This window comes from Embleya sp. NPDC025285, from assembly GCF_055558835.1.
In genome coordinates, this window is sequence record NZ_JBVHLU010000046.1 from 33,823 (window position 1) to 59,609 (window position 25,787).

Annotated in this window: 22 protein-coding genes; 11 read left to right on the forward strand and 11 right to left on the reverse strand. The window is 71.1% G+C overall.

Annotated features, from left to right (window positions below; translation table 11 throughout):
- Positions 1–243 precede the first annotated feature (243 nt).
- The gene (locus ACZ4FV_RS27915; RefSeq protein WP_395859560.1) at positions 244–1,830 is read left to right on the forward strand and encodes an amidohydrolase; all 1,587 of its coding nucleotides are present in this window, start codon (positions 244–246) and stop codon (positions 1,828–1,830) included.
- Positions 1,831–2,140: 310 nt separating this feature from the next.
- Here ACZ4FV_RS27915 and ACZ4FV_RS27920 read toward each other — a convergent pair whose 3' ends face one another.
- Positions 2,141–2,647 (reverse strand): hypothetical protein, encoded by a 507-nt coding sequence (locus tag ACZ4FV_RS27920; protein ID WP_465323548.1) that lies wholly within the window; start codon positions 2,645–2,647, stop codon positions 2,141–2,143.
- A 251-nt stretch (positions 2,648–2,898) separates the two neighbouring features.
- Between ACZ4FV_RS27920 and ACZ4FV_RS27925 the strand changes: the two genes are divergently transcribed.
- A complete protein-coding gene (locus ACZ4FV_RS27925; RefSeq protein WP_395859557.1) occupies positions 2,899–3,660 on the forward strand; it encodes a bestrophin-like domain in 762 nt (253 codons plus the stop codon).
- 150 nt (positions 3,661–3,810) lie between these two features.
- On the opposite strand, the gene ACZ4FV_RS27930 is transcribed toward ACZ4FV_RS27925, so the two are convergent.
- From ACZ4FV_RS27930 to ACZ4FV_RS27955, 6 genes are all read right to left on the reverse strand, one after another.
- The gene (locus tag ACZ4FV_RS27930; protein ID WP_465323549.1) at positions 3,811–4,557 is read right to left on the reverse strand and encodes an ABC transporter permease; all 747 of its coding nucleotides are present in this window, start codon (positions 4,555–4,557) and stop codon (positions 3,811–3,813) included.
- Entirely contained in the window at positions 4,554–5,456 is a 903-nt protein-coding gene (locus tag ACZ4FV_RS27935; RefSeq protein ID WP_465323550.1) for an ABC transporter ATP-binding protein, read from the reverse strand. Before ACZ4FV_RS27935 ends, ACZ4FV_RS27930 begins: the two co-directional genes overlap by 4 nt.
- A 121-nt stretch (positions 5,457–5,577) precedes the next feature.
- Positions 5,578–6,246 (reverse strand): response regulator, encoded by a 669-nt coding sequence (locus ACZ4FV_RS27940; protein WP_395859554.1) that lies wholly within the window; start codon positions 6,244–6,246, stop codon positions 5,578–5,580.
- Complete coding sequence (locus tag ACZ4FV_RS27945) at positions 6,243–7,466, reverse strand: sensor histidine kinase (protein ID WP_395859553.1); 1,224 nt, start codon at positions 7,464–7,466, stop codon at positions 6,243–6,245. The genes ACZ4FV_RS27940 and ACZ4FV_RS27945 overlap by 4 nt, the downstream gene beginning before the upstream one ends.
- Positions 7,467–7,603: 137 nt before the next feature.
- Positions 7,604–8,134, reverse strand: coding sequence for an LppU/SCO3897 family protein (locus ACZ4FV_RS27950; RefSeq protein WP_395859551.1), 531 nt, complete (start codon positions 8,132–8,134; stop codon positions 7,604–7,606).
- A 172-nt stretch (positions 8,135–8,306) separates the two neighbouring features.
- Positions 8,307–9,221, reverse strand: coding sequence for a winged helix-turn-helix transcriptional regulator (locus ACZ4FV_RS27955; protein ID WP_395859550.1), 915 nt, complete (start codon positions 9,219–9,221; stop codon positions 8,307–8,309).
- Between the two features lie 166 nt (positions 9,222–9,387).
- Here ACZ4FV_RS27955 and ACZ4FV_RS27960 point away from each other — a divergent pair, with 166 nt between their 5' ends.
- The 5 genes from ACZ4FV_RS27960 to ACZ4FV_RS27980 are packed head-to-tail and all read left to right on the forward strand — an operon-like array spanning position 9,388 to position 16,049.
- Positions 9,388–10,845, forward strand: coding sequence for a carotenoid oxygenase family protein (locus ACZ4FV_RS27960; protein WP_465323551.1), 1,458 nt, complete (start codon positions 9,388–9,390; stop codon positions 10,843–10,845).
- Positions 10,842–12,635: a class I adenylate-forming enzyme family protein gene (locus ACZ4FV_RS27965; RefSeq protein WP_465323552.1), complete on the forward strand. Its 1,794-nt coding sequence runs from the start codon at positions 10,842–10,844 to the stop codon at positions 12,633–12,635. The genes ACZ4FV_RS27960 and ACZ4FV_RS27965 overlap by 4 nt, the downstream gene beginning before the upstream one ends.
- Entirely contained in the window at positions 12,632–13,861 is a 1,230-nt protein-coding gene (locus tag ACZ4FV_RS27970; RefSeq protein ID WP_465323553.1) for an acetyl-CoA acetyltransferase, read from the forward strand. The genes ACZ4FV_RS27965 and ACZ4FV_RS27970 overlap by 4 nt, the downstream gene beginning before the upstream one ends.
- Positions 13,858–15,054, forward strand: coding sequence for an acetyl-CoA C-acyltransferase (locus ACZ4FV_RS27975; RefSeq protein ID WP_395859547.1), 1,197 nt, complete (start codon positions 13,858–13,860; stop codon positions 15,052–15,054). Before ACZ4FV_RS27970 ends, ACZ4FV_RS27975 begins: the two co-directional genes overlap by 4 nt.
- Positions 15,051–16,049 carry an LLM class F420-dependent oxidoreductase gene (locus tag ACZ4FV_RS27980; protein WP_402238625.1) on the forward strand — a complete coding sequence of 333 codons (999 nt, stop codon included), beginning with the start codon at positions 15,051–15,053 and terminating at the stop codon, positions 16,047–16,049. Before ACZ4FV_RS27975 ends, ACZ4FV_RS27980 begins: the two co-directional genes overlap by 4 nt.
- A gap of 179 nt (positions 16,050–16,228) precedes the next feature.
- Here the strand turns inward: ACZ4FV_RS27980 and ACZ4FV_RS27985 are convergent, their stop codons facing one another.
- From ACZ4FV_RS27985 to ACZ4FV_RS28000, 4 genes are all read right to left on the reverse strand, one after another.
- The gene (locus tag ACZ4FV_RS27985) at positions 16,229–16,732 is read right to left on the reverse strand and encodes a tetratricopeptide repeat protein (RefSeq protein WP_395859545.1); all 504 of its coding nucleotides are present in this window, start codon (positions 16,730–16,732) and stop codon (positions 16,229–16,231) included.
- A gap of 14 nt (positions 16,733–16,746) precedes the next feature.
- Positions 16,747–18,234 (reverse strand): MFS transporter, encoded by a 1,488-nt coding sequence (locus ACZ4FV_RS27990; RefSeq protein ID WP_395859544.1) that lies wholly within the window; start codon positions 18,232–18,234, stop codon positions 16,747–16,749.
- On the reverse strand, positions 18,231–18,716 hold the full coding sequence (locus ACZ4FV_RS27995; protein WP_395859543.1) for a nuclear transport factor 2 family protein: 486 nt from the start codon (positions 18,714–18,716) through the stop codon (positions 18,231–18,233). Before ACZ4FV_RS27995 ends, ACZ4FV_RS27990 begins: the two co-directional genes overlap by 4 nt.
- A 217-nt stretch (positions 18,717–18,933) precedes the next feature.
- On the reverse strand, positions 18,934–19,773 hold the full coding sequence (locus ACZ4FV_RS28000; RefSeq protein ID WP_465323555.1) for a spermidine synthase: 840 nt from the start codon (positions 19,771–19,773) through the stop codon (positions 18,934–18,936).
- Positions 19,774–20,232: 459 nt separating this feature from the next.
- On the opposite strand from ACZ4FV_RS28000, the gene ACZ4FV_RS28005 reads away from it, so the two are divergent.
- The 4 genes from ACZ4FV_RS28005 to ACZ4FV_RS28020 all read left to right on the forward strand — a co-directional run bounded on the left by ACZ4FV_RS28005 (position 20,233) and on the right by ACZ4FV_RS28020 (position 25,760).
- The gene (locus ACZ4FV_RS28005) at positions 20,233–21,789 is read left to right on the forward strand and encodes an ABC transporter substrate-binding protein (RefSeq protein WP_395859541.1); all 1,557 of its coding nucleotides are present in this window, start codon (positions 20,233–20,235) and stop codon (positions 21,787–21,789) included.
- Between the two features lie 251 nt (positions 21,790–22,040).
- The gene (locus tag ACZ4FV_RS28010) at positions 22,041–24,269 is read left to right on the forward strand and encodes a branched-chain amino acid ABC transporter permease (protein ID WP_395859540.1); all 2,229 of its coding nucleotides are present in this window, start codon (positions 22,041–22,043) and stop codon (positions 24,267–24,269) included.
- Entirely contained in the window at positions 24,259–25,020 is a 762-nt protein-coding gene (locus ACZ4FV_RS28015; RefSeq protein WP_395859539.1) for an ABC transporter ATP-binding protein, read from the forward strand. The genes ACZ4FV_RS28010 and ACZ4FV_RS28015 overlap by 11 nt, the downstream gene beginning before the upstream one ends.
- Positions 25,017–25,760: an ABC transporter ATP-binding protein gene (locus tag ACZ4FV_RS28020; RefSeq protein WP_402238615.1), complete on the forward strand. Its 744-nt coding sequence runs from the start codon at positions 25,017–25,019 to the stop codon at positions 25,758–25,760. Before ACZ4FV_RS28015 ends, ACZ4FV_RS28020 begins: the two co-directional genes overlap by 4 nt.
- The last annotated feature ends 27 nt before the right edge of the window (positions 25,761–25,787 follow it).

The window sequence follows — 25,787 nt, forward strand, 5'->3', positions numbered from 1 at the left end:
CGCACGATCGCCTCCGGGGCGACCGAGCTCGCGCACGAGCGCGTCCGGGTCGACCGTGAACGCCGCCTCGGCACCGATCGCCTTGCCGACGGCCCCGTTCTCCGACCCTTCGACCTTCGATACTTGGTCCCTCGACCCCTCGACAGAGACGGTCGAGCGGATCCGATCCGTGCAGTGGTGGGATCCGTATCGGCCGAGACACCCGAGCGGAACCGAATCACCTTGATCTATGGAGTGAGCACCATGACCACCACCCTGTTCCGGGGCGCCGTGCGCACCGGCGCGGGCGACACCGACGCGCTCGCCGTACGCGACGGCCGGGTCGTCGCGCTCGGGGCGGCCGCGCTCGCGCTCGACGCGGACGAGGTCGTCGAACTGGGTGCGGGCCTGCTGCTGCCGGCCTTCGGTGACGGACACGCCCACCCCCTGTTCGGCGGTCTCGAACACTTCGGGCCGCAGGTCAAGGGTCTGAGCAGCGTCGAGGCCATCGCCGCCGAGGTCGGGCGCTGGGCGGCCGAACATCCGGACGAGGAATGGATCGTCGGTGCGAGCTACGACCCGACCCTGGTCCCGGACGGCGAGTTCGACGCCCGCTGGCTGGACGCGGCGGTGGCCGACCGACCCGTGGTGTTGCGGGCGTACGACTATCACACCGTGTGGTGCAACACCGAGGCGCTGCGCCGGGCCGGGGTCACCGCCGCCACCCCCGACCCTCGGCTCGGCTGGATCGTCCGCCGCCCGGACGGTTCGGCGCTGGGCACGCTGCGCGAATGGCACGCGTGCGATCTGGTGCTGGACCGGGTGCCGGGACGACCGCTGGACGAACTGGTCGACGCGTTGCGGGTGGCCGGTGCGGCGTACGCGAGCGCGGGGCTGACCTGGGTTCAGGATGCCTGGGTGGAGCCGGAGATGGTGCCGGCGTACGTCGAGGCGGCGCGGCGCGGGGCGTTGGCCTTCCGGGCCAATCTGGCCTTCCGCGCCGACCCGGACCGGTGGCGGGAGCAGCGTGCCGAGTTCGTCGCCGCGCGGGCGTCGGTGGCGGCCGAGGGCGGGCCGTTGTTGTCCGCGCGGACGGTGAAGTTCTTCGCGGACGGCGTGATCGAGGGCGGTACGGCCGCGATGCTCGAACCCTATTGCGACGCGCCGCACAGCTGTGGGATGCCGGTATGGCCGCCGGCCGCGCTGGCCGAGGCGGTCACCGCGTTCGACGCGGACGGGTTCCAGGTGCACATCCACGCGATCGGCGACGCGGGGGTACGGACCGCGCTGGACGCGATCGAGGCCGCCGCGTCGGCCAACCCGACATGGGATCGGCGGCCGGTGATCGCGCACGTGCAAATCGTCGACCCGGCCGACCTGGATCGTTTCGCACGGCTCGGGGTGATCGCCAACTTCGAGCCGCTGTGGGCCCAACTCGACCCGCTCCAGACCGAGTTGTCGATTCCCCGGGTGGGCCCGGAGCGGGCTGACCGGCAGTACCCGATGCGCGGTCTGGTCGACTCGGGCGCGCCGGTGTCGTTCGGCAGCGATTGGCCGGTGAGTTCGCATCAGCCGTTGGAGGGCATACAAGTCGCGGTCACCCGAAGGACGTTCGAGGGCACGCCGAGTCGGGGCTGGACGCCGCGCGAGCGGTTGACGGTGGATCAGGCGTTGGACGCGTACACGGGTGGGGTCGCCCATCAGGCATTCGCGGACGACCGGCGGGTGTTGGAGGTGGGCGGTGCGGCCGATCTGGTGTGGCTGAGCGCGGATCCGCGCGTGGTCGACCCGATGAGGCTGCGGCGGATCGCGGTGCTGGGGACGTGGTTGGCGGGGACACGCACGCACTGAATCGATGGGCGGGGCAGGGCGACGCGGGGCAAGTGCCTCGCGCGGCGTGCGGGGCTGCCGCGCGAGAGCAGTCTTCGAGCTTGCCGACCGATTGTTGGGCAAATCAGCCGTGGGTGGCCACATTTTCCAGCCCTATGACCCTTACGAGTGAATCTGAAGGTTATTCGGACTAAAGCTGACGGTTGTGCCGGAAGATCGATCCCATGAGCGCATGGGGTCGGGCGCGCCGGTGGGGGTGCGTGGTCGGGGCGGGGGCCTTGTTGGCTGCTCCGGCAGGTGTGGCGTGGGCGGGGTCGGGTACCGGGAGTGGTCATGCGCCGGGCACGAACGTGGATGTGTGTGTCTCGATCGGCCGTTCGCCCGGAGCGGTGGTCAAAGTCGATGTGACCGCGGCGACCGGGCCGCCGACCCATGGGATCGGGCTCACCGTCGACTTCCGGTTGGTGCGGGACGGCTCGTGTCGGCCGACGCCCAAACCGTCGCCGACACCCACGAAGCCCAAGCCCACGCCGCCACCGAAGCCCACGCCGGTGCGGACCACTCCGCCGCCCGAGGTGCGACCCACGCCGGTGGCGATCGTCGTGCCCAAACCGACTCCGCCGCGGCCGACCCCACCGGTCTCGAAGCCCCCCAGCCCACCGCCCACTCCGCCGCCCACCACTCCTCCGGTGATGACACCGCCGCCGCTGCAACCGATCGCGGTCCGGCGGCCGGTGCTTCGGCCTCCTGCGGCGCCGCCGCCGGCGCGTGGGACGTCGATCGTCACGACGACGCTGCTGATCACCGCGCCGGCGATCCTGGCCGGCGCCGCGCTCAAGCCCCGAGGGCGAGCGGGCGTGCGTGGGTCGAGCGGTGGATCCGGCTGAGCCGACTCGTTTCGCCCGGGACGACCGGGCCGCGCCGGCCGTACCCGATTCCGCCTGCTGCGACGGACGTTCCGAACCCGTCGTGTGGACCGCTGTTCCGGCTTCCCGCCGGGCGGCGGCCGGCCTCCTCGGGGGCCTTCCACCCGTGTCCCTCGCTCCACTCCACCCGACTCCATCGGACTCTTCGATCCGGAGGTCACCCATGACGCATTGGGTTGTACTGGCACTCGCGATGGTCGCGGTGTGCACGGTCGTCCTGGCGGTCGTCGTGCTCAAGCAGCGCCGGTTGCCGGACGACGACGACCCGTCGGCCACCCCGGACGTGCTCGAATACATGACGATGATGATCGGCGTCGTCTACGCGATCGTGCTCGGTCTCGCGATCGCCGGCGTGTGGGAGGGGCGGGGCGCGGCCGAGGACGAGGTCCGGCGCGAGGCACAGGCGTTGCACGAGGTCAGTGAGCGGGTTCGGGTTTATCCGGAGCCGGTGCGCGATCGCCTGCGGGCGGACGTCGACGCCTACGTGAAGTACGTGGTCCGGAAGGAATGGTCCTATATGGCCGACCATGGCGAACTGTCCGACCGGGGCTCGAAGTTGTTCGAAACGATCCGGCACGGCGCCACCGACTACGTGCCGCAGGGCGACCAGGAAATGCAGATGTACCAACCGATCCTGGACCAAGTCGCGATCGCGGACGACGCGCGGCAGGCACGAGGCGGACAGGCCGGCTCGTCGATGCCGGGACTGGTGTGGTTCGGCCTGATCATCGGGGCCATGGTCACAGTGGGCATGATCTTCACGCTGCAGATCCGCAGATCGGCGCCGGAGTTGATCGTGGCCGGGTTGTTCAGCGCGTTGATCGCCTTTCTGTTGTTCCTGATCTGGGATCTGGACGCCCCTTTCGGGCGGGGGATGACGGCGGCGTCGGACGCCTTCGTCACGCTGTTCCCCGGCTCCGGATAGCGGCCCGGGAATGCCGGAGCAGTGGATCACTGATAACGGGCCTTGGAGGCAACACACCGACAACACCGCGCAATCGCATCGGGTCGGCATGCCCGGCGGGTAGCGGGACACGGTCCGGGCACGCCGACCCGGAGCAGGTGGTGCGGGGGGTCAGTGCACCTCCGTGCGGATGACCCGAATCGTGCCGATCAACAGCGGAAGTACCAACCAGATGGCCATCGCGGTGCCGAGTCTGGCCCACTCGGTACCGGTGATGCCGGTGGTGTAGAGCGGTTCCAGGACCGAACCCGGGTTGATCCAGCGGTTGGTGGATTCCATGGCGGAGACGAGGCCGGAGAGGATGCCCAACAGGCTCGGGATCATGAAATAGGCCACGATGGCGAGCGGCGCGTTCAACAACACCGTGCCGAATGCCAGGCCGATGGTGATGGCGAGGACCGCGGCGAGCAATGTCGACGCGATCACCGAGGGCGGTATGGACCAGGTGCCCGCGCTGCGATCGGTGATCGTGGCGACCAGGTGCCCGAGCGTCGCGCACACCAGGCCCACCACGAGCCCGATCACGCACAACACTCCTCCCGCCGCGACCTTCGCGGTCACCACCCGGCGGCGGTCCGGTACGAGGGCGAAGGTGGTCAGCGCGGTGCGCTGGGACCATTCGCCGGTCACCGCGAGGATGCCGATCACCGGGAAGAGCACGGCGACGCCCGCTTGGGAGGAGCTGAGGAAGTCCTGCACGGTGCGGTCCTCGCGCGGTGCGGCGGTCAGGTTCACGATCACCAGGGCCACGGCGGCGAGCCCGACCACGCCCAGCAGCCATCTGCCCGCGCGAGTGTCGGTCATCTTGCGCAGTTCGACCTCGGTCAGTCGGCCGAGCGTGGGGGCGGCGACCGTCATGACCCGATCTCCTGGGGCACGGAGTTGATCAGGCTCAGGAACATCTCTTCGAGTCCTTCGTGTTCGGCGGGCCGCAGGTCCACCAGGACCACCCCCGCGTGCGCGGCGGCTCGTCCGACCGCCTCGGCCGGGGCATCCACCAGGTAGGCGCCGGCCGGGTCGGCCGGGCGATGCGGCAGCGCTGCCGCGACCAGGGCGGTACGCAGGGCGACCGGGTCGAGGCCGACGACGCGAGTGCCGCCGGATGTGGTGAGCAGGTCACCCTTCGCGCCGTCGGCCACGACGCGGCCCTTGGCGATCATCACGATCCGGTCGGCCACCGCCTCGATCTCGCGCAGTTGGTGCGACGACAACAGCACGGTGCCGCCCCGGTCGGCGAAGTCGCGCAGGAGCGTGCGCATTTGGTAGACCCCTTCGGGGTCGAGGCCGCTGGTGGGCTCGTCCAGGATCAGCACGGCGGGATCGCCGAGCAGCGCCTGCGCGACGCCCAGCCGTTGGCGCATCCCGAACGAGTAGCCGCCGACGCGACGCTTGGCCGCCGGGCCGGACAGGCCGACCAGGGTCAGGAGTTCCTCGACCCGGGCCCGGTCCACGTCGAGCACGCGGGCACACAGCGCCAACGTCTCGCGCCCACTGCGGCCCGCGTGCTGGGCGGCCGCGTCGAGCAGCACGCCGACGTGGCGCCCGGGGTTGCCCAGTTGCCGGTAGGGCACGCCCTGGATCGCGGAGCTGCCGCGGGTGGGTGGGGTGAGGCCGCAGATCATCCGCATCGTGGTGGACTTGCCCGCGCCGTTGGGCCCGAGGAACCCGGTGACGGTGCCTGGCTCGCAGCGGAACGAGACGTCGTCGACGGCGACGTGCTCCCCGTAGCGCTTGGTCAGGTGCTCGACTGTGATCATGGCTCCAGCGTGGCCGCGCCGGGTGCTCGTGCGCAGCGGCCGAGGGGCCAGGATCCGCGGCCTTGGTCTATATCCGCCGCGACCAAGGACTGGGGACCGACGATCGACAGTCGCGGGTGGCTCAGGAATCGCACGCGTCGTGGACCAGCAGGGCGATCTGCACTCGGTTGTTGAGGTCGAGTTTGGTCAGCAACCGGGAGACGTACGCCTTGACGGTCGCGATGCTGATGGACAGTTCCCTGCCGATCTCGGCGTTGGTGCGGCCCTTGCCGACGAGTGCGGCCACCGCGCGTTCACCCTCGCTGAGTCGGTCGAGGGCGGCCCGGGCCCGGGTTCGGCGCGGATCGACACCGGCTGCCGCGACGTAGGACATCATCCGGCGCATCACGTCGGGGGAGAGCATCGGTTCGCCGCCCGCGACCCGGCGGATGGCGTCGATGATGTCCGGCGGCGGGGTGTGTTTGAGCAGGAAGCCGCTCGCGCCCGCGCGCATCGCCTTGAGGATGTGGTCGTCGGTGTCGAAGGTGGTCATCACGATCACCTCCGGGGCCTCGGGCCTGGCCCGCAACGTCGCGGTGGCGGCCAGTCCGTCCACCCGGGGCATCCGGATGTCCATCAGCACCACGTCCGGGCGGTGCTCGTCGACCGCGACCAGGACGTCGGCACCGTCGGACACCTCCGCCACCACGCGCACGTCGGGCAGTCCGGAGAGCATCATCGAGAGTCCGGCGCGGACGAGAGCGTCGTCGTCGACGACCAGGACCCGTACGCAGCCGTCGGCAGTAGTCACTTGGCCAACGGTAGCCAGACCCGGAGCCGGAAGTCACCGTCACCGGTGCGACCGTGCTCGAGTCGGCCGCCGATCAGCGCCACCCGTTCGCGCAGCCCGATCAGCCCGGCCCCCGCGCCGGGGATGCCGCTGCCGGCGCGACCGCGCGGCAGCCGGTTGACCACCTCGATCGCGAGGCCGTCCTCGGGAGCGGGCGCGACCAGCACGCGTACGTGTGCGCCGGGGGCGTGCTTGCGGGCGTTGGTCAGGCCCTCCTGGACGATCCGGTAGGCGTGCCGCCCGGTGCGCCCCGACACCGACGGCAGTTCGGCCAGGTCGAGGTGCACGGTCGCGCCCGCCTGCCGGGACTCCTCGATCAGCGCCGGCAGGTCGCCGAGCACCGGTTGCGGGCGCTCGGGTTCGTCGCCGTCGCCGTCGGTCTCGTCGGGATGGGCGCGCAGTACGCCGATGACCTCGCGCAGGTCTTCCAGGGCCTCGAACGCGCACTGGCGGATGACCTCGGCGGCGCGGGCCTCCTGCGGTGACGCGCCGGCCCGGTATTCCAGGGCGCCGGCGTGGATCGCCAGCAACGAGATCCGGTGCGCGAGCACGTCGTGCATCTCCCGGGCGAGTCGCTCGCGTTCGAGGTGGCGGGCCTCCTCCACGCGCAGCCGCTGGCCCTCCTCGGCCTGCCGGGCGCGCTCGCGCCAGCTCGCGGTCAGCTGCCGCTGGGATCGGATGAGCATGCCGGTGACCACGGAGGTGGTGATCAGCAGGAACATGGCCAGGAGCGAGGTCCAGTAGCTGCGTGCGGAGTCGGCGCCGACCCAGAACGTGCCCGCGATCAGCGCGACCTGGAACGCGGCGACCGAGACGCTGGTCCGCCAGGGTCGGTGGATCGCCAGGTTGAGCAGGACGACCGGGGCCGAGCCGGTGACGGCGGCCGAGAAGAAGCCGACGGTCACCCACACCACGGCGAGTCGGGTGGGCCGGGCCCGGCGGAACAGCAGCATGCCCGCGAACATGATGCCGCCGAGGACGGCCTCGACCCATACGTTCGGCGGCTTGTCGTCCTCCTGGAGCGCGGTGACGAGGATCATCGAGCCGAGCACGAACGCGCTCAGGGCGTAACCGAGATCGGCGGCCCATTCGCGGTGGGTCCGGGCGCGGCGGGTCACGGCCGGCGCGGGGGTGGTCGGCTCCTGTGCCGGGTCGGTGCGACGGGCTCGGGTCTTGATCACATCTCAGCGTAGGCAGCGGTTCGGCGGGTCCGGCAGTGGTCGTGGGTCGACGCGGGCATCGACTTTGGTCGACGTATCGCGGCCGGGCGGCGGCCGTTCCCGGCCCGATGCGCACATCGAGCCGGGTCCACCGGGGTTCAGCCGATCTCGGAGAGGCAGTACGTGCTGCCGTAGGTCGGGACTCCGTTGCGGGTCCAGTAGCTGGAGTACGTGTAGTCCGCGCCGCTCACGTTGTCGCACGGGCGACCGGACATCGTGTACGGGAACACGCGCAGGACCTTGAAGTTGGCCTTGGGGTCGGAGCAGCGGACCGAGGTCAGCTCCTCCTGGCTGCCGCCCGTGGTGATGCTGCCGCTGAGGCACTCGCCCTTGTCGTACGCGGTCTTCGTGCTCTCCGGCGTCGCCGAGGTCTCGGCGGTCCGCGTGCTCCGGCTCGTGGCGGACGGCGACTGGCCCGTCGTGCCGCGGGTCGAGACGGGGTACGTGGCCGGTGCCGTGCGCGGCGTGAACATCGAGGACGCGGAGGGCGTTCCCGTGCTCGAGGTGCCGACGTGCGCCGTCTTCTTGTCGTTCCCGTCGCAGGCTCCCACCAGCAGGAACGTGGCCGACACGGCCGCGATCACCGCGAATGGCGTGCGTGCGCCGAACGACCCGATCCGATTGGTCATGAGGATGCCCCTTTTCCGTACCGCGTCGTTTACCGGCGGCACCGGTAAACCATGACGGTCCCCATTCCGCTCGGGCAACCGAAATCCGGGCAATCAAGGGGACTCCCTCAGCCCACCACCCGCCAGGCGCGTCGACTGTGCGGCGCATGCGTGGCGGAGCGGGGTCGAGAGGTCAGGAGGTGCCCGGGTCGACCGATTCGGCGGAAAGTTCGGCGTTGCACGCGTTGCAGGTCCAGCGGGGGCGGAGCGGGTCGCCGCAGGTGACGTGGGTGATCCGGACGCCGGCCAGGCCGTCGGCGCTGAAGCGTTGTTCGGACCAGGCGATCAGGAAGGCGAAGGTGGGGAAGAAGTCGTGGCCCTTGGGGGTCAGCCGGTAGCCGGTGCGGCGTGCGCCCTCCTGGAGCGGTACCCGGGTCAGGATGCCCTCGTCGGTGAGTAGGCCCAATCGGGTGGTCAGGGTGTGCGGGGCGGTGTCGTGCATGAGGCGTTGGAAGTCGCCGAAGCGGTGCACGCCCAGGAACGCGGCGGCCAGGATCGCGGTGGAGGTGCGATCGGCCAGGACGGCGGCCGCGGCGATCGGGGAGTGCTCGCCGGTCGCCGCGGCCGAGCGGTGGTAGCGCCGCCTGGGGTTGGCGGCCTCGGCCGGGACGGCGGGGTCGCGGACCGCGGCGGTGTCGCGCGCGCTCACGCCGATCGCCCCGCACGCGCCGCAGCCGAAGATCGGATCGAAGCCGTGTCCGCAGGTCAGGTGTCGGGGGCGGGCCCGGATCCGAAGCGGTGAGGTGGGTGCCCAGCGCCGGTCCCACGCGTTGATCGCCACGAACGCCGGCCACAGGTCCCGGCCCGCGTCGGTCAGCCGGTACTCCTGGCGCGGTCCGGTCGCGGCCAGTACGCCGTCGGCCAGCAGGTCGCGCAGTCGCCGGGTGAGGACCGGGTCGGAGATGGCCAGCGCCGACTTGAGGTCGCCGTATCGCACCGGACCGGCCAGTGCGGCCCGCACGATCAGCAGGTTCCACAGGTCGCCCATCACCAGCAGGCCGTGCCCCAGTGAGGTGTGGGCGGGGGTCGGGGCGGGGGCAGTCTCCATGGGCGAAGTATTCCTTCGGTCGTTCCCCCGGTCGTGGCGAGCCCTCCATACGAGTGGGAAGTGCCTGATCCGGTTACTTCCACTCTAGAAGTATTCGACGCCTCGGGTTAGCCTCCCGGCATACCTGGTTCCCTGCCGGCGAGTCTCCATCGACCTCGGAGTGGCCATGAACGACGAAGCCCACGTAGTGCTCAAGCCGGTCGAAGACGGAGAGGAGAATCCCTATCTGCTCGGCGTGTACGCGCCGGTCGTGGATGAGATCTCCGCAGACGATCTGGAAGTAATCGGCTCCATTCCGGCCGATCTCAACGGGGTGTACGTGCGCAACGGCCCGAACCGCCGGTTCCCGGCGACCGGCCGGCACCACTGGTTCGACGGCGACGGCATGGTGCACGCGGTGCACTTCGAGAACGGCCGGGCGCGGTACGCGAACCGCTGGGTGCGCACCGAGGCGTTCGAGGCGGAGAGCCGGGCCGGACGCGGGTTGTGGACGGGCGTGATGGAGGATCCCAAGGGCAATCCGTTCGGCAACGGACACGGCCTGGGCCTGAAGGACTCCGCGAACACCGACGTCACGTTCTTCGCCGGCAGGCTGCTGGCGAGTTGGTATCTGTGCGGTACGCCGCGCGCACTGGACCCGCTGTCGCTGGCGACGCTGGGTCCCGAGACCTTCCTGGGCACCCTCACCGGCGACTTCATGGCGCACCCCAAGGTGGACGAGGCCACCGGTGAACTGTTCTGGTTCGACTACGGACCCGAACCGCCCTACCTGCGCTACGGCGTGGTGGGCGCGGACGGAAGGGTCGCGCACACCACGCACGTCGACCTGCCCGGCCCGCGCCTGCCGCACGACATGGCGATCACCGAGAACCACGCGATCCTGATGGACCTGCCGCTGATCCAGGACCAGGAGGCGCGTCGACAGGGCCGGTACAAGCTGCACTTCGAGCGATCGTTGCCGTCCCGGTTCGCGGTCCTGCCCCGATACGGCGACGGTTCGCGGGTGCGCTGGTTCGAGGCCGCGCCCGGGTACATCTACCACGTCGTCAATTCCTGGGAGGAGGACGGCGAGATCGTGCTGGACGTGTGCCGGGTCAAGGACCCGCAGCACCAGCCGAGGATCTCCCACCCGCTCGCCCGGATGCTCGCCTACCTGCGCCTGGATGCCCAACTGTGGCGCTACCGCTTCGACTTGACCACCGGACGCACCGTCGAGGGGCCGCGCGACGAGGACAACACCGAGTTCCCCTCCATCGACTCGCGCATGGTGGGCCGGCGCAACCGTTTCGCCTACAACGTGCACATCGCGCGCGAGGACACCCTGCTCTTCGACGGCATCGTGCGCTACGACCTGCACACCGGCGAACGCCAGGACCATCGCTTCGGTGCCGGGCGTTGGGGGTCCGAGGCGCCGTTCGCCCCGCGCGACGGGGGCACCGGCGAGGACGACGGCTACCTGGTGTCGTTCGTGACCGACGAACGCGAGAACCGCTCGGAGGTGGTGGTTCTGCACGCCGCCGACCTGGCGGCCGGGCCGGTGTGCCGGATCCTGCTTCCGGTGCGGGTGCCGGTCGGCTTCCACGCCACATGGGTGCGCGCCGATCAGCTCGGAGGCCGAGGATGAGACTGCACACCGCCGAGCGGGCCGCGCGCTACGCGCCGTGGTGGGGCGGCCCGACCTGGGACCGGATGTTCCGCGATCGGGTGGCCGAACACCCGGACCGCACCGCGATCGTCGACCCGCCCAACCGCATCGCGTCGATGGACGGTCCGCCCAAGCGGCTGACCTGGTCCGAACTCGACTTCTACGTGGATACGTTGGCCGCGGTACTGCTCGATCACGGGGTGGTGCGCGACACCGTGGTGGGCGTGCTCCTGCCCAACTCGGTCGAACTCGCCGCCGTCTACCTGGCGATCACCCGGCTCGGCGCGATCGCGACGCCGTTCCCGGTGCAGTACCGCGAGTACGAACTGACGGAGTTGGCAGGGTTGGCCGACGTCCGGGTGTTCGTCACCGCCACCCGGGCGGCCTCGTGGCCCGCGGCGCGGGTGATCGCGGGACTGCCGCTCTCCGGCACGCGTGCGGTACTGGCCTTCGGCGACGACGTCCCCGAGGGCGTCACCGCGCTCGACGCCGCGTGCGCCAGGGTCTCGACACTGCCGCTCGGCCGCTACCTGGCGGGTCTGGAGAGCGACTCCGGCGACTGTGTGACGATCTGCTGGACGTCGGGAACCGAGGCCATGCCCAAGGGGGTTCCGCGCTGCGCCGACGACTGGACGCCGATGGCGCTGGGCAGTGTCGACGCCGCCTCGCTGACCGGCGCGGACGTGCTGCTCAATCCGTTCCCGATGGTCAACATGGCGGGCATCGCCGGGATGTTCCTGCCGTGGTTGATCACCGGTGCCGTCCTGGTGCAGCACCACCCGTTCGACGCGGGCGTGTTCCTCGGCCAACTGGCCGCCGAGCGGGTCACCTACACGGTGGTGCCGCCCGCGCTGTTGGCGATGCTGTTGCGCCAGGACGCCCTGCCGGACGGGGTTCTCGCGTCGCTGCGCGTGGTGGGTTCGGGATCGGCGCCGCTGACCGAGGAGATGACGGTCGGCTGGGCCGAGCGGTTCGGCATCGAGGTGATCAACTACTTCGGCTCCAACGAGGGCGCGAGCCTGGCGGCGGATCCGAGCAGCGTGCCCGACCACCGCGACCGCGCGCACTACTTCCCGCGTTTCGGCTCGCCCGACCACACCTGGTCCAACCGTGCCTCGCACGGCCTGCGCAGCCGGTTGGTGGATCCGGCCACCGAGGTCGAGATCACCGAGGTGGGTGTACCGGGGGAGTTGCGGCTCCAGGGACCGGGGGTGTTCGCCGGGTATGTCACGCGCGATCCGCGGGCGCGGCGGGAAGCGTTCGACGACGACGGCTGGTTTCGGACCGGGGACATGTTCGCGTACGCGGCCGACGCGTCGGGGGATCCGTGCCGGCTGCGCTACGTCGACCGGGCCAAGGACATCGTGGTGCGCGGTGGGATGAACATCTCCGCGGCCGAGGTGGAGAACCATCTGGGCGCGCATCCGGCGGTCGCCGAGGTCGCGATCGTCGCGGTGCCCGACCCGGTGATGGGCGAACGGGCCTGCGCGGTCGTGGTGGTCGCGCCGGGTGAGCGCGCACCGTCCCTGACCGAACTGGGCGCGTTCCTGAGGGAACGTCACATCGCGGTGTACAAGCTGCCCGAGCGGCTCGAACTGGTCGAGGAACTGCCGCGCAACCCGGTCGGCAAGGTGCGCAAGGCCGAACTGCGCACCCGCTTGGTGGACTTCGGGGCCGGTTCGGCGTCGGCGGCGGGCGCCGGTTCGGTATCGGGGCCCGGCTGGTCCGTGGCTCCGGTGGAGGACCATCCGGAAGGAGCCGACTCGTGACCTTGACCCCCCTCTACATCCTCGGCGGCGCGCAGACCGACTTCGCCCGCAACTGGACCAAGGAGGGCCTAGGCCTGGTCGACCCGATGCGTGAGGTCGCCCTGGCCGCGGCGGCGGACGCGAAGGTGGATTTGGACGCGATCGAGGTCGTGCACGTGGGCAACCTGGCGGGCGAACTGTTCGCCGGGCAGGCGCACCTGGGCGGCCTGATGGTGACCGCTGTACGGGAGCTGGCGGGCCGGCCGAGCATGCGGCACGAGGCGGCGTGCGCGTCCGGGAGTTGCGCGGTGCTCGCGGCCGGCGCCGATCTCGGGGCGGGGCACTACGACCTCGCGCTCGTGGTCGGCGTCGAACTGATGCGCAATGTGCCCGCGGACGAGGGTGCGGCCCATCTGGGCACGGCCGCGTGGGCCGGACACGAGGCGTCGCACGCGCGGTTCCCGTGGCCGGCGCTGTTCGCCGAGATAGCCGACGCCTACGACGCCCGATACGGCCTGGACCCCGCACACCTGGGCGCGTTCGCGGCGGGCGCGTTCGCGAACGCCGCGCGCAACCCGCTCGCGCAGGCCCGGGACTGGGACTTCCCGGCTGCGGCCTTCACCGCCGACGACACGGCCAATCCGCCGGTCGCCGGGCGACTGCGGCGTACCGACTGCGGCCGGATCACCGACGGCGCCGCCGCACTGGTCCTGGCCTCTCCCGCCTGGGTCGCCGAACATGGACTCGACCCGGCGGAGTTGGCCTGCGTACGCGGCTTCGGGCATCGCACCGACACGTTGTCCCTGGCCGCCAAGCTGAGTCGGGCCGAAGAGGCGGTGATGTTCCCGCACTTGGCCGGCGCGGTTGCGGACGCCTACCGGCGGGCCGGGTTGCGCGGGGCCACCGAGGTGCACGTGGCCGAACTGCACGACTGCTTCACTATCACCGGCCTGGTGGCTCTCGAACACCTGGGTTTGTGCGGTCCGGGTGAGGCGGGTCGTCTGGTTGCCGACGGGGTGTTCGGGCCGGGCGGGCGACTGCCGGTCAATCCCGGCGGTGGACTGCTGGGCCTGGGGCATCCGGTGGGCGCGACCGGTGTGCGGATGGTGCTCGACGCGGCGCGGCAGGTGACCGGTCGGGCCGGGCCGATCCAGGTCGAGGACGCGCGTACGGCGTTGACGGTCAACGTGGGCGGTTCCTTCACGACGATCGTGACCACGGTCGTGGGCCGGGGGGCGGACGCGTGAGCGGCGATGTGTACATCCTCGACTCGGTGCGCACGCCGCGCGGGAAGGCCTCGCCGCGCGGCGGGCTGGCCGGGCTGCCCGCGCGGGCTCTGGTCGAGCACGTGCCGGCGGCGCTGGTGGCGCGTACCGGAGTGGATCCGGCGCGGGTGGACGACGTGGTGCTGGGCTGCGCGGGGCAGGTGGACGAGCAGGGCGCCAACCCGGCGCGTACGGCCGTGCTCACGCTGGGCTGGCCGGACAACGTTCCGGGCCAGATGATCAACCGGTTCTGCGCGTCCGGGATCGACGCGGTCGCCTCGGCCGCGGCGCTGGTCCGGGCCGGACAGGCCGACCTGGTGATCGCGGGCGGGGTCGAATCCTCATCCCGGGTACCGATGTTCGCGGATCGGGGGCCGCTGTGGACCGACGCGGCGGTGATCGAGCGGGTGGGCGGTGTGCACATGGGCATCGCGGCGGACGTGGTGGCGACCGAGGAGGGGTACGACCGGGCCGAGTTGGACGCGTACGGGGCGCACACCCAGGAACGCGCCGCGCGGGCCTGGGCCCAGGGCCGGTTCGCCGACGCGGTGGCGGCGCTGCCGGGCGGGTTGGCGCACGACGAACACGTGCGTCCCGGCACGCGTGTCGAGGAACTCGCGGAACTGGAACCGGCGTTCGCCGAGTTGGGCGCGAGTGGTCAGGACGCGCTCGCGCTTCGGCACCTGCCGCATCTGCGCGAGGTCCGACACCTGCACACTCGGGGAACCTCGCCGTCGGTGGCCGACGGGGCGTGCGTACTGCTGCTGGGCACGCTCGGCTGGGCCGAGCGGCTGGGATTGCCACCGGTGGCGCGGGTGGTGTCCTCGGCCTCGGCGGGTGTGGATCCGGTCCGGATGTTGACGGCCGGTCAGCGGGCCGTCGGCAAGGCGCTGGCCCGGGCCGGGATCGGACCGGGGGATGTGGACGTGGTCGAGTTCGCCGAGGCGTTCGCCGCGCTGTGTCTGAAGATCCGGCGCGAACTGGGTTTCGGTGACGACCGGTTCAACGTGAATGGCGGCACGATCGCGATGGGACACGCGTTCGGTGCCACCGGGGCGATCCTGACCGGTGCGTGTGCGAACGAACTCGCGCGCTCGGGAGGTCGGTTCGGCGTGGCCGCGGTGAGTGGGGCGGCGGGACTGGGGACGGCAGTGGTATTGGAGAGGATGCCGTGAGCGAGGACGTGCGATCCCGCGGGTCGAGGCTGTCGGTCTCCCTCGGGTTGTGGCAGGACCGGCCGGCGGAGGAGGCGCTGACGACGGCGCGGCTGGCGGACGAACTCGGCTACGCCGAACTGTGGATCGGCGAGATGGCCACCTATGACGCGTTCGCGCTGGCCACCGCGGTGGCCGGGGGCACCGAGCGGATCCCGCTGACCGTGGGGCCGTTGGCGGTGACCGTGCGTGATCCGGCGACGATCGCGATGGGGGCGGCCTCGGTTCGGGCACTGACCGGGCGGCGGGTGACGGTGGCGCTGGGCACCTCCTCGACGGTCGTGGTGGAGGGATGGCATGGGCGCTCGCGGGCCCGTGCGGGCGTCGCGCTGGCCGAATCGGCGCGGCAGACGAGGGAGTTGCTGGACGGGGCTCGGTCGGATGGGCACGGGGAGGTGGTCCGTTCCGAGGGCTACCGGCTGCGGTTGCCGGCACCGGGCGGGTCGGGGCTGACCGTGGCCGCGTTCGGGCCGGCGGCGATCCGGACGGCGGCGCGGTACGCGGATCGGCTGGTGTTGAACCTGGTCGCGCCGGAGACCGCGGTGGAGCTGATCGTCTCCCTGTCGCGAGCCGCGAAGGAGGCCGGGCGGCCTCGGCCTCGGGTCGCCGCGTGGGTGTGCGCGGCGGTGGGGGCGGGCGCGGTCGAGGGGGCGGAGCAACTGCGGCGCGGGCTGGTGGGGTATCTGGCCGCACCCGGGTATGGCGAGATGTTCGCGCGTGCGGGCTTCGGGGAGTTGGTCGCGTACGCGCGGACGGGGCCGCATCCGCGGGAATTGCTGGCGGCGATTCCGGAGGCGGCGGTGTCGGTGGTGGGGTTGGTGGGGTCGGTGGCGCACGCGCGCTCGCGGATCGCGGCGTATCGGGCGGCGGGGGTGGACGAGGTCGTCCTTGTGCCTTCGGCTACCGCTGGGGATCCGGGTGGCTCTGCGACGTTGTCGGCGTTGGTGGGTTGTTGACGCTGTTGTCCTCGAGCGCCGGACGGGCTGGAATCGGCCCGGTCCCGCCTTGTCCTCAAGCGCCGGACGGGCTGGGGGGGGTTGGCTCGGTGGGTCGGCGGGCTGGGGTGGGCCCGACCTCGCTTTGTCCTCGAGCGCCGGACGGGTTGCGGGGGAGTTGGCTTGGGGCGGCGGGTTGTTCAGGGGTGGGTGGCGTCCAGGTCGGTTGCGTAGAGGGTCAGGGCTTTGCGGTAGGGGGTCAGGTGGGGGTGGGTGCTGGTGGTGGCGATGACGTGGAGGAGGGATTCGACCGCGGTTTTGGGGTCACCGGCGTTGTAGAGCGCCATGGCCAGGAACGTGGTCAGGCCCGGGTCGTCGGGGAATTCGGTGAGACCTCGTTGCAGGATCGCCACCGCCTTGTCGTGCGCGCCGAACGCGCGGTACGTGCTGCCCAGGCCCAGGAACGCGCCCAGGCGGTCCTCGGCCGGCAGCCCGTCCCCGATCAGGGCCCATTCGTAGAACGGCACGGCCTCGCGTTCCAGGCCGAGCACGTCGTGTGCCCAGGCCGCCTGATAGGCGACCTGCGCGTCGCCCGGATACCGCTCGACCAGCGGCACCAGCCGCGCCCGCGCCTCCTCCACCAAGCCCGCCTCGCGCAGCGCGATGGCCTCGGCCAGGGCCGTGTCCCGTTCGTTGTCGATCATCCGGGCAGTGTTCCCTATCGGGCGGCCCGCACACGGTCGGGCTCGGGAACCACCCGAACCGGCCGCCCGGTTCGGTGCGTGGCCGGGATCGACCACGCGAGCAGCGCCGCGAGCAGGCAGCCGGTGCCCAGCATGCCGAAGCAGATCAGGTAGCCGGTCAGCTCCGGTGCCTGGGCCACGCCCGCCGCCCGCGCGGTGCCCGAGTCGACCAGGGTCGCGCTCAGGATCGCGCCCAGCACGGCCGTACCGGTCGCCCCGCCCACCGTGCGCAGCACCGCGTTCATCCCGTTGGCCACGCCGGTCATGTCCGCGGGCACGTTGTCGTTGATCAGCGCGGGCATCGCGGAGAACGCGAGCCCGAGGCCGAAGCCGAACAGCACACCGACCATCGAGAACGCCCACCAGTGCCCGTGCAGCGGCAGCAGCAGGGCGAACGCCGCGCCGCTGAGCAGCGGTCCGAGCACCAGGGCGGGCTTGGGGCCGTACCGATTGGTCATCCGGGCCGCCACCGGCGCCGCCACCAGGTTGCCGATCGTGCCCGGGAGCATGATCAGGCCCGCGATCAGCACCGACTTGCCGAAGCCGTAGCCGAGCGCGGACGGCGCCTGGATGAACGGCGGGAACAGCAGCGAGGAGCCGTACATCGCCATGCCGGTGAATACCCCGGACAGGTTGGCCAGCAGTACCGGCCGGCGGGCCATCACCCGCAGGTCGACCAGGGGTTCGGGGTGGTGCAGCGCCCAGGCGATCCACGCGGCGAACATCAGCGCGGCCAGGATCAGCCCGCCGAGCACCAGCGGATCGCCCCATCCGGACCGGCTGCCCATGCTCACCGCGGCCAGCAGCGCGGCCAGCCACGCGGACAGGGTCAGCGCGCCGATCAGGTCGACGTGCCCCTGGCGCCGTTCGGCGGTGTCCGGCACCACCCGCCACACCATCAGCATGGACAGCGCCGCCACCAGCGCGGAGAGCCAGAACAGCAGGTGGTAGTCCCAGCGGTCGGCGATCAGGCCGGTCATCACCGAGCCGAACGTGGCGCCGACGCTGATCGTGGCGCCGATGGTGGCGATGCTGCCCGCCGAGCGCTCCTTGGGGAACTCGTCGCGCACCACGCTCAGCGCGAGGGGGACCACGCCGCCGCCCATGCCCTGGAGCACCCGGCCGGCGATCAGCATCACGTAGGACGTGGTGCACGCGGCCAGCACCGAGCCGACCGCGACCGCCGCGAGCGCGAGCAGCAGGAAACGTTTACGACCGCGCAGGTCTCCGAGCCTGCCCAGCAGCGGGGTGGCCACCGCGGCGGCGAGCAGGTTGCCGGTGAGCACCCACGCGATGGCCGAGCTGGAGACGCCGAGACGGTTCTGTAGTTGCGGCAGGATCGGCGAGACCACGGTCTGCATGACCGCCATCGTGGTCGCGGCGAAGGACAGGGCGACCAGGATCATCGTCGGGCCGTGGCGCTTGGTCGGTGTGCGCGCGGCCCCCTTGGTGCCCGTGCTCATGCCGTCAGCGGCCGGTCCTCGACCCAGTCGCAGTGCAGCGTGCGGGTCTCGATGCGCCAGCCCTCGTCGGTGCGCGCGAACGTGTCGAGGTAGCGGATCGACATCACCCGGTCGCGGCGTACTCCGCACGACTCGTAGATGTGGTGCGCCATGCAGTACGTCTCGGCGTTCGCCCGATCGCCGCCCGGCTCGAAGGCGACGAGCTGATTGGCGATCAGGTGGGTGGTGGCCAGGTATCGGTCCAGGCTCGTCAGCGCCTTGGCGATCTCGGCCCGGCCGGTGCGTACCGCCGGCGGCTCGGTGGATCCGGGGTCGCGGTGGATCACCAGGCGGCCCTCGGGGGTGAACATCGAGGCGACGAGGTCGGGCTTGCGGCGATCCGCGCCGTGTGCGTAGGTCTGCGCCACGTCCCGGATCTCGCTGCGATCGCGCAGTTCCCCCGAATCGTGCAGAGCGGGCGAATCCGCCTCGTCGTCGTGCATGTCCACCCTTTCACCAGCCGTCGATCGCATGCTGACAGCAGTTGGATGACACACGCAAGTTTCTCTGACGTCGCGTCAGTTACATCTTCCGCGCAACGAACCACCTGTTCGGGAGGTCCGAACCGGGCGCCCGGGGTCGACCCGACCGGGCGCCCGGGTCGGTGCGTACGAAGCGCCCGAGTCCCGGTCGCGGCCGACCCGCGCCGCGGCCGGCCGGCTACCCCCGTGCCACGAACACCACGTCCGGTTCCCCGCGCGGCACCGGCACCTGATGCACGGTCACCTGTGCGAACCGGGCCCGCAGTCGGTCCGCGAAGGCCGGACTCGCGGTCGCGCTCCACACCGTCAGCACTCCGCCCGGCAACAACCTGGCCCGCAGCGCGGCCAGTCCCGCGTCGTCGTACAGCGACGCGTTGCCGTCGGTGACCGTCCAATCCGGCCCGTTGTCGATGTCCAGGCACAACGCGTGAAAGCGCTCGTCCGACCCCTCGCGCGACATGTGGGGGCGCTCGTCCGACCCCTTGCCCGACCGGGCCGCCGCCTCGCGGTCCGCCCGCTCCGACACCCCGTCGGCGGGCGCGATGGAAGGGGAGCGCACCCAGGCCACCAGATCCGATGTGATCACCCTCACCCGCGAATCCGCCAGCGCGTGCCCCGAGAAGGGGGCGAGCGGCCCTCGACCCCACCGCACCACGGCGGGTTCACGTTCGACCACGGTCACCTGCTCGACCCGGGGATCGGTCAGTGCCTCGCGCAGGGTGAATCCGACACCCAGTCCGCCGACCAGGATTCGCAGCCCTCCGGCGACGCCGAGCGTCTCGGGTGCGTCGGGTGCCTCGGGAGTGGCGAGCGCGCCGCGCGCTTCGACCCCCTCCAGCGCGTCCAACGCCGTGCGTACCAGCAGCCGCTCCGACGCGCCCGCGCGCGTGTCCATCAGGAAGCAGCCGTTGCTGATGATCTCGTAGTGCTCGCCCACTTGCCGCAGGACGAGTTCGCCGTCCGCCGCCGGGACGCGTTCGATCTCGTGTGCGTCGGTGGTCGGATCGATCGTGTACATCGGTTCACTGACTCCTTGTCGCTTTATGGAGAACGGGTGTCGCCGTGTCGCCTTCTCGCCTCCCGGGCGCCTTCACATGCCGTGTGCGGCGGATCGCGAGCACCTCATAACAGTGCCATCACGAAGCCGGGGAAGTCCGATCCCGAGGGGCCGAACGGTGACACGTGTGCAGTGCTGCGCCCCACCTCGCACAGGGCCGGGCATGGGCTGCCGGCCAGCGGTTTTCGCCGGTTCGGTGACTCTTGCACCCTGTAGGACACCCCGTTAAGGTCCCGGCCATTGCTTCATGGCCCATTGACTGATGGCATGTCAGATCCAGTCGCAGGGACGCCTCGCAGGCGGAGCCCGGGGCAGGGCAAGCACAAGACGAGAACGACGCGAGCACAGCGCAGGAGAAGTACGTGAGAGCGCACCGGGCACATCGGCCCGGCCTGCGGAAACGAAGTGTCGGGAGGGCTGATGGCATCAACTTCCGCCGGGCGGCGTGGGACGCGCCGCCGAGCGGCGGCCGGCTTGCTGGTCGTGCCGCTCCTGTTGGCGGTCGGCTGTAGCCGCTCGGGTGACGACGCGGTGGCCAAGGGTCCGGGATCGGGGGGCTCCGGCACCGCGGGATCCCAGAACCCGAAGGCTCCCGTCGGCACCGGCGCGCCCGGTGACTTCGGCACGCTCAAGGACGTCTGCGGCAAGGGCGACGGCAAGCCGCTCACCAAGAAGGCCGACCGAGGCGTCACCGAGAAGCAGATCTCGGTCAGCGTGACCGGCGACCCCGGCGCCCCCGCACAACCGGGCCTGGGCAAAGAGTTCTTCGAGATGGCCGACGGCTTCACCAAGTGGTGCAACGGCCTCGGCGGGATCAACGGCCGCACGATCAAGCTGACCCAGCGCGACGCCGCGCTCAGCAACGTCGGCACCGTGATGACGGCGGCCTGCCAGAGCGACTTCATGGTGGTCGGCGGCGGCAACCCGTTCGACAACGACGGCGTCAAGGCGCGTACCGGGTGCAAGCTCGGCGCCTTCCCGGCCTACGTGGTCGGCGAGGAATCGGCCAAGGCCGACCTCCAGGACCTCGCGGTCGGCCTGCCGGTGTCCACCACGGTCGTGGGCGCGTACAAGGCGGTCTTCGCCGCGCACCCCGAGGTCAAGGCCAAGGTCGGCCTGCTCGGCCAGAACATGGCCTCGCTGCGGCCCTCGATGGCCCGCTACAAGGCGGGTGTGGAGGCGGCCGGCGGCACGATCGTCTACAAGGAGGACGTCCCCGTCATGCCGCCCCCCGGGCGCACGACGCTGGAGAAGATGAAGAACGCCGGGGTCGAGATGCTGATCACCACGTGGCTCGCGGTGGACTCGTCGTCGATGTTCCGCGAGATGGACGCGATGAACTGGCACCCCAAGGTCATCGTCAGCGACGCCTCGGCCTACAACCGCTACACCCTCGCCGCCGCCAAGAACTCCAAGATCCCCGACACCTACATCTACCCGACGTTCGTGCCGCAGTCGCTCGGCGACAAGAACCCGGCCGTGCAGAAGGCGCTGGAGATCCTGCACCTGGCCGAGCCGAGCAAGGACCTGGAGTTCTTCCACATGTCCGGGATCAACTCCTGGCTGCTGTGGGCGAGCGCGGTCAAGGAGTGCGGTACGGAGCTCACCACGGAGTGCGTGCTCGCCAAGGGCAAGCGCGCCAACTGGGACGCGGGCGGCCTGTTCGCGCCCGGTCCGATCGTGGAGACCAAGGACGTGCGCGCCGCCGACTGCTTCACCATGGTCAAGGCGACCGCCAAGGGCTTCGAGTACGACGCCGCGCTGACCAAGCCGAACAAGGCCGAGTTCTTCAACTGCGACCCGGCCAACGTGGTGGCGGTCGCGCCAGGTGCGCCGAGCGCGCCGCCGGCCTCGACGCCGCCGACCACTCCGGGAGCCGGTACGCCGCCACCCGCGGAGACTTCCGGTGGGGGCAGCCCGCCGCCCGCCGACTCGGGCGAGCCGCCGCCGGCCGCGCCGCCGGAGGAGAACGCCTGAGTCGCCCGCACACCCGAGCGACACCGCGCCACCCGCGACACCGCACCACCAGGCAACCGCACGACCCGCACCACCGCTGCACCCGTCGGCCGCTCACTCCGGTCGGTCCGACCCAGCGACACCCGTCGCCCTCTCGCCCCGCACCGGGCGGGAGGGCGGCCCAGCGGCCCTGACGACCTGTCAGGAGCCGTGCCGCACCAGTCTCCGAGACCGATCGCCCCGCGACACGGCCCGGCCCGAACGGAGGGCGCGTGCACGAGTTCATCATCCTCACCATCAGCGGCCTGGTCACCGGCGGCATCTATGCCATCACCGCCGGCGGCCTGACCCTGACCTACACCACCACGGGCATCTTCAACTTCGCCCACGGTGTCACCGGCGCGCTCGCCGCCTTCACCTACTGGCAGTTGCACTTCGACTGGGGCTGGCCGGTATGGCTGTCCATCGTCGTGGTGCTGGGCATCCTGGCCCCCGCGTTCGGGGTCTTCCTGCACTTCGCCATCATGCGACGGCTGGAGGGTACGTCGGAGACGACGCGCCTGATGGTCACCGTCGCGGTGCTGCTGAGCCTGCTCGCCGCGGTGATGTGGATCTGGGATCCGCAGACCCCGCGCAACGTGGTCAACTTCTTCCCCGGCGAGTCCGTGGACATCGGCGGCACGCGCGTGTCCTACCACGACCTGATCACCCTGGCCGTGGCGCTGATCGTGGCGATCGGCCTGTGGGTGTTGCTGCGCTCGACCCGCGCGGGCGTGGCCATGCGCGCCACCGTCGACGACCGCAACCTCGCGGTGCTCAACGGCTCGCGCCCCGAGGTGCCCGGCATGCTGGCCTGGGCGACCGGCACCATGCTGGCCGCGGTCGCCGGCATCCTGATCGCGCCCAAGCTCTCCTTCGCCGCGCTGCCGCTGACCCTGTTGATCGTCAACGCCTACGCCGCGGCGGTGATCGGCCGGCTCAAGAGCCTGCCGTGGACCTTCGTCGGCGCGATGATCATCGGGTTGGTCACCGAGTACGGCAAGGGCTACCTCACCGAGACCAGGTTCCCCACCGCGGGCCCCTACCTGTCCGGCCTCACCGACTCGATGCCGGTGCTGGTGCTGTTCGTGGCGATCCTGCTGCTGCCCACCTCCCGGCTGCGCGGCCACGCCTCCTCCCGCACCCGCGAGATCGCGCACCGCCCGACCTGGACCGGCTCGCTCGTCTTCGCCGGCCTGGTGATCGCGGGCGCGGTGGTCGCCGCCAACACCCTCGGTGCCGCCGACCTGTTCGCCAGCACCAAGATGTGGGGCTTCGCGATCATCGGCCTGTCGGTGATTCCGCTGGTCGGCTACGCCGGGAAGATGTCGCTGGCCCAACTGGGCTTCGCGGGCATCGGCGCGATCTGCGTGTCGCACCTGGGCTCCGGCGGCAACCCGCTGGGCCTGCTGTGGGCCGCGCTGATCTGCGCGGGCATCGGCGTACTGGTCGCGCTGCCCGCACTGCGCCTGTCCGGGATCTACCTGGCCCTGGCCACCGCCGCGTTCGCGGTCATGCTGGACCGCTGGATCTTCCAACTGCCCGCGTTCACCTGGGGCGACACGAAGATCGACCTGTTCAACAGCGGCACGCTCAACTTCGAGCGCTTCGACTGGCCGGGCATCGACATCTCCTCCGACCGGGCCTACTTCATCTTCGGCGCGGTCTTCTTCGCGCTGTCCTCGCTGGTGGTGGTGTGGATCCGGCGCGGCGAGTTCGGCCGCAGGCTGCTGGCGATGAAGGACAGCCCGGCGGCGTGCGCGACGATCGGGATGAACCACAAGCTGACCACGCTCACCGTCTTCGGCCTGTCCGCCGCGATGGCGGGCGTCGGTGGCGGCATCATGGGCGGCGCGCTGGGCACCCTGTCGCCGGTCAACTTCGACTTCACCGCCGGGCTTTCGGTGCTGATGCTGATGGTGATCGCCGGTCTGACCTCGCCGGGCGCGGCGCTGTTCGCGGGCATCTTCCTGGGCACCCCGCTGATGACCAACCTCTTCCCCGACTACGCCCAGCTCACCACCATCCTGATCGGCCTCAACGGCATCGCGCTGGGCAAGAACCCGAACGGCTTCATCGCCGCCAAGATTCGCCCGGAATGGGAGCCCGCACTGCGCCGGCCGGTCATCCTGGCCGCCAGCGCGGCGGCGCAACTGGCGCTGGTCGTACTGCGGTTCACCGACGTGATCGGGAACTGGGTCTTCGTCATCGGGATCCTGCTCGCGGTGATCGGCATCCCCGCCGCGGTCAAGGCCGAACTGATGCTCAAGGCACCGCGCACCGAACAGGAGCTGCCGCCGGGCCTGTCCGAGCAGCCCGAGGGGCTGGGCCTGAACGGCGCCCGGTTCGCGGCCGCCGACATCGAGGCCCTGGACAAGCTGATCGCGATGCCCTCGCTGCCGACGGTCGCGATGGCCGACACACCGTCACCCACCCTGCCTGGAGCGCGTCATGGGGCTTGAGGTCGAGGGCGTCACGGTCCGCTTCGGCGGCCACACCGCCCTGAACAACGTCAACATCTGGGCCCACGAGGGCAAGGTCACCGGCCTGATCGGACCCAACGGCGCGGGCAAGACCACGATCTTCAACGTGATCACCGGTCTCCAACCGCCGTCGTCGGGCCGGGTCAGGATGGACGGGCGCGACGTCAGCAAGCTCGCGCCCTATCGCCGGGCCCGCCTGGGCATGGCCCGTACCTTCCAACGCCTGGAGCTGTTCGGCTCGTTGACGGTCCGGGAGAACATCCAGGTCGCCGCCGCGCAGTACCGCCGGCTGCACCGGGGCACCAAGGAGACCCCGCAGGACACCTCCGCGCGCCTGCTGCACCGCCTGAACCTGACCGAGATCGCGCATATACGCGCCGACCAACTGCCCACCGGACAGGGCCGCGTGGTCGAGCTCGCGCGTTCGCTGGCGTCCCGGCCCAAGATCCTGCTCCTGGACGAGCCCGCCTCCGGCCAGGACGACGAGGAGACCCGGGGCTTCGGACAGTTGTTGCGCGAGATCGCCGACGACGGGGTCGCGGTGCTCCTGGTCGAGCACGACATGGATCTGGTGATGAACACCTGCGACGAACTGCACGTGCTTGACTTCGGCAAAAAAATCGCCAACGGTACGTGCGACGAGATCCGCGCCAACACCGCCGTACAGGCGGCATACCTGGGCACCGCCGACGCCGCGGAGGCCGCCGAAGTCCTGCAGGAGACCGTATGACGCTGAACGTGGCCGACGCGCCGCCGGCCGGCCCGCGCGGCATCCCGCCACTGCTCGAACTGCGCGGCATCAGCGCCGCGTACGAGCAGGTCGAGGTGCTGCACAAGGTGGACCTCGCGGTGCCCACCGGCAAGGTGATGGCGGTCCTGGGGCCCAACGGCGCCGGCAAGACCACGATGCTCAAGGTGATCACCGGGCTGCACGAGCCCACCGGCGGGGACATCCACCTCGCCGGGCGGTGCGTCACCGGGGCGGCGCCGGTGGACCTGGCCCGGATCGGCCTGTGCAGCATCCCGGAAGGCCGCGGCGTCTTCCCCAATCTCACCGTGTCCGAGAACCTGTGGATGGCGACCTACCGGGGGGTCTCCCGCAAGGAGATCGAGGAGAAGGTCTTCCCGATCTTCCCCCGCCTCAAGGAGCGCCGGACGCAGGCCGCGGGCACGATGTCGGGCGGCGAACAGCAGATGCTGGCCGTCGCCCGGGCGATCGCCACCAACCCGGCCATCATCCTGCTCGACGAGCTCTCGATGGGCCTCGCGCCCCTCGTCGTCGATCAGTTGTACGACGTGGTCGGCAAGATCGCCGAGACCGGTGTCACCGTGCTCCTGGTCGAGCAGTTCGCGCGCACGGCCCTGGCCGTCGCCGACCTCGCCGCGGTCATGAGCGGTGGCCGGATCCTTCAGGTCGGCACCCCGGACGAGATCGCCGGCGACCTGCACAGCGCGTACCTGGGCGGCTGATCGCACATGGCCGTCGGGTACGTACCA